The sequence below is a fragment of the Staphylococcus sp. EG-SA-2 genome (assembly GCF_017152085.1).
On record NZ_JACYHC010000541.1, the window covers coordinates 1 to 3,505 of the forward strand.

The window sequence follows — 3,505 nt, forward strand, 5'->3', positions numbered from 1 at the left end:
TAATTGGAGCCGTTCTTATGGACCTACATGATGAATGGATTTATTCTTCAAGAAAATACATCAATTTTGATAAGTAGAAATGGTAAAAACATTGTATAGCATTTTACACAGGAGTCTGGACTTGACTAATAAATGTATAGTATTTGAGAAGTCTATATGACTCCGGAAAAATTAAAGTCTAAAGATATCTCAATATCTCAAATTTAATAGACTACTGGAATTAGTAGTTTGAATATTGAAAGACACTAATCTAATAAAAATACATAAAAGGTTAAACTTTAGAAGTGGTTGTAAACTTCAATGAATACTAAACATTGAAGTTTAGTAAAAGGCGTAAAGTATACAAGACAAATCGTTTATCTTTGACAAAGTAATTGATGATGAAAAGTCGTTAATATGTAGAAACAAAAATTGAAAATATAAAATTTAACTATTATGAAGTGTTGATAGCCATTAATAAATAGAAAAATAATAAAATCATTTATAAATAAAAACTACGTTGAGTTCACAGATTTCGAAAAAAGCAGTAAAAATTGTACAGATATGGAGATGAAAAAATGTCAGAATACAAGAAAAAGATAATTGAATTAATTGAAAGTAATTTAACAGGATATGAAATTTCTAAAAAAACTGGAGTTTCTCAATATGTACTTTCACAATTAAGACAGGGCAAACGCGAAGTAGATAATCTAACCCTGAATACAACAGAAAAATTATATGAATATGCCAATAAAGTTTTGTAATATAACTACTGTATAAATTAATCAAGCTATGTTTATTTGATTTAACTATTAATAAAAATCATATGGTAAATGGATATTATAATGATTAAAATACAAAAATAGTACATTCCAATTTGTGAAAAAGGAGTATGTCGTTTCATTTAGAATTTATTACACTAAATTAGCATCGAATAAGGGAAAATGAGTGTTAAGTTTTAAATGATAAAATAGATTGGAATGGATCGTCTTGAAATGCTCCCTTCAAAGTTTTCATTTTTTCAATGTCTACTTCGAAGGGGCATTTCCATTATATTGTTATAGCTTTTTATATTTGTATAATGAACATATAAGTTTAAGAAGATGAGAGTGAAGGAAATAAAAAAGCTCAAATGTACCAAATTGTTAATCTTAATAAATCTCTACTTTATAAAGATTGAATGGACATTCGAGCGTTAATCAGTCAGGAGGGAATTTCACTCCTACAATTTAATAATAATACTTGCTTCAACACTGTACAAGGAGTGATTTGTTATGTTCAAAGTGAATTATTCGATTTTAAGTTATTATCCAGAATATAATATCGCAGTAAGTTGGCAACGTTTAAGAGAAGGAAAAACAATAAAAAACAAGATTTAATACTGCTGCGTCATGAGGCGCTTGAACATTATTTGATGAATAAGTATAATTTCAACTATGATTATGCATATAAAATTGTATCAAAAAATACGATTATTCAATTTTTATAAAAAAGAAGGTGGATTAAATGCTTACATTAATAAAATTGAAAGAAGATGAACAGGTTATAATATATGAATATATACCTGAAGATGATATAAGTAACGGTAAAGGTTCAGTAACTTTTAATAAAAAAGATGCAGAGGTTATAGATTTCTCATTATCTGAAATAGAAAATGAAGAATATTTTATGTTATATCGTAATAAGTCTTTTTCTGTAGTAAGAGACTTTATCGAGAAGCAAGAATTTCCCGAAAATTATAAAATAGCATGGTATTAATGCATCCTTTCTAGACAGATAAAGAGAAAGTGGTGCTATTTTTATATGCTTTTTTAACTATTTACTGAAATAGCAGAATCACAAAAGTTAACATATTTAAAAGAACTTGGTGAAGATGGCGAATATAAATATGTTGCCAAAATAGATAGTAAAACGTCTAAACTATGTCATTCGCTCAACGGCAAAGTATTTAAAGTTAAAGATATGATACCAGGTGTGAATGCGCCACCTATGCATCCTTGGTGTAGAAGTACCACAGTGCCACATGTTGGCAATTGGTGAGACAAGTTCTTTAAAGAGCGTGAAGGTAAATATCAAGTAGAAGATGACACAACCAAAGATGAATTACAACAAGCTAAAGTATTAGGAAAGAAAATATATATTACTGATCAAGCAATTGATAAAGTCAGATATGTTGATATTCCAACACATACCAAAGAAGAAAATCAATTTATACAAGAACAACATAAAGCCTTGCTTAAAGATGCCAAAGAAAACAATGATAGCAATGAAGTAGCTTATTTATTAAAAGATGGTAAAGTTACAAAAGTATATGGTGATCAAGATAGTGTATCTTTTGCACCAGGGGAAAAAGCAACAGAATTGTTATTTAACAGTAAACCGAATTCAATTGTTATGTTACATAACCATCCTGGGCAGTCTAGTTTTTCTCTTACAGACTTGTATTTATTTATATTTAATAATTCTATTAAAACACTGACAATTGTTACAAATAAAGGTCAAACAAAGTACTTAACTAAGACAAAAGAATATTGCAAATCAACTTGTATTGATTGTATTAAAAAATATAATAAAAATAAGAATATAAAAAAATTCAATCATAAGGATATTGATATGATTCTAAAGAGATTATATAATAGTGGTAACATAATATATAAAGTTAGGTGATTAAAATGTATTTTGCACAGTTAGATGGTGAAATAACTAATAAACAGTCACAAGAATTATTGGATAAAGAATACAAGAAAGCAATAGAATTAGAAAATAAGAATAAAGAACAAAAATTAGAAAAATAGCATCCTTTCTACACAGATAAAGAGAAAGTGGTGCTATTTTTATACACTTTTTTAACCTTCCAATGTGAAGGTTATTTTTTATTGTCCAAAACGTGCTGATGACATTTTAAAAGCAAGTATGGAATATCAGTCGACAGACTATAAACGGAGGTATGTCTCATGGAGAAAAATGAAAGTAATATTACTGACGTAACTCAGAACGAAGAGCAACTAGACAACAGTGATGAACAATCACAACAGAATGAGAAAACATTTTCTCAAGAAGAAGTATCACAATTGATTAAAGAGCGTATAGCTAGAGAACGCAAAAAATCAGATGAACGTATTAAAGATGCGGTTCAAGAAGCTGAGAAGTTAGCTAAAATGAAGTAGCTTATTTATTAAAAGGTGCTAAAGTTACAAAAGTATATGGCGATCAAGATAGTGTATCTTTTGTGCCAGGGTAACAAGCAACCGAATTATTATTTAACAGTAAACCGAATTCAATTGTTATGTTACATAACCATCCTGGACAATCAGGATTTTCATTGAATGGTTTAAAGATGTTTATTGGAAATAAATCTATCCAAACAACGACTATTGTTACTAACTATAGTGTAGTAAAACATATAAGTAAAACTTCATTATATAATCAGTCTCAAGTTTATAAAATTATGAAAGATATAAAACAATCTATAACTATGAGAAATAATGAAGCGATAGTTGATAATATTCTAAAGCAACTTTATAAT

At 27.7% G+C, this 3,505-nt stretch carries 8 protein-coding genes and 1 pseudogene; all 9 read left to right on the forward strand.

The annotated features are described in order from the left end of the window. Positions 1–557 precede the first annotated feature (557 nt). Entirely contained in the window at positions 558–743 is a 186-nt protein-coding gene (locus tag IDG60_RS09030) for a hypothetical protein (RefSeq protein ID WP_000006110.1), read from the forward strand. Between the two features lie 510 nt (positions 744–1,253). After that, a complete protein-coding gene (locus IDG60_RS09035) occupies positions 1,254–1,358 on the forward strand; it encodes a hypothetical protein (RefSeq protein ID WP_000477492.1) in 105 nt (34 codons plus the stop codon). 127 nt (positions 1,359–1,485) lie between these two features. Beyond that, the gene (locus tag IDG60_RS09040; RefSeq protein ID WP_000956747.1) at positions 1,486–1,737 is read left to right on the forward strand and encodes a hypothetical protein; all 252 of its coding nucleotides are present in this window, start codon (positions 1,486–1,488) and stop codon (positions 1,735–1,737) included. A 72-nt stretch (positions 1,738–1,809) separates the two neighbouring features. Then, a pseudogene (locus IDG60_RS22250) lies at positions 1,810–2,016 on the forward strand (minor capsid protein); the annotation flags it as partial. Positions 2,017–2,211: 195 nt separating this feature from the next. Continuing rightward, positions 2,212–2,646, forward strand: a complete 435-nt coding sequence (locus IDG60_RS22255) for a hypothetical protein (protein WP_000910096.1) — start codon at positions 2,212–2,214, stop codon at positions 2,644–2,646. Between the two features lie 5 nt (positions 2,647–2,651). Further along, positions 2,652–2,774, forward strand: coding sequence for a hypothetical protein (locus tag IDG60_RS23965; RefSeq protein ID WP_000273438.1), 123 nt, complete (start codon positions 2,652–2,654; stop codon positions 2,772–2,774). 64 nt (positions 2,775–2,838) lie between these two features. Continuing rightward, the gene (locus IDG60_RS09050) at positions 2,839–2,967 is read left to right on the forward strand and encodes a hypothetical protein (protein ID WP_031835011.1); all 129 of its coding nucleotides are present in this window, start codon (positions 2,839–2,841) and stop codon (positions 2,965–2,967) included. Beyond that, entirely contained in the window at positions 2,934–3,146 is a 213-nt protein-coding gene (locus IDG60_RS09055; protein ID WP_001566611.1) for a hypothetical protein, read from the forward strand. Before IDG60_RS09050 ends, IDG60_RS09055 begins: the two co-directional genes overlap by 34 nt. 119 nt (positions 3,147–3,265) lie before the next feature. Next, positions 3,266–3,505: hypothetical protein (locus IDG60_RS09060; RefSeq protein ID WP_076749712.1), on the forward strand; the 240-nt coding region annotated here is incomplete at its 3' end.

Coding starts and splice junctions, on each gene's coding strand:
- IDG60_RS09030 (WP_000006110.1), top strand. CDS start 558: ATGTCAGAATACAAGAAAAAGATAATTGAATTAATTGAAAGTAATTTA.
- IDG60_RS09035 (WP_000477492.1), top strand. CDS start 1,254: ATGTTCAAAGTGAATTATTCGATTTTAAGTTATTATCCAGAATATAAT.
- IDG60_RS09040 (WP_000956747.1), top strand. CDS start 1,486: ATGCTTACATTAATAAAATTGAAAGAAGATGAACAGGTTATAATATAT.
- IDG60_RS23965 (WP_000273438.1), top strand. CDS start 2,652: ATGTATTTTGCACAGTTAGATGGTGAAATAACTAATAAACAGTCACAA.
- IDG60_RS09055 (WP_001566611.1), top strand. CDS start 2,934: ATGGAGAAAAATGAAAGTAATATTACTGACGTAACTCAGAACGAAGAG.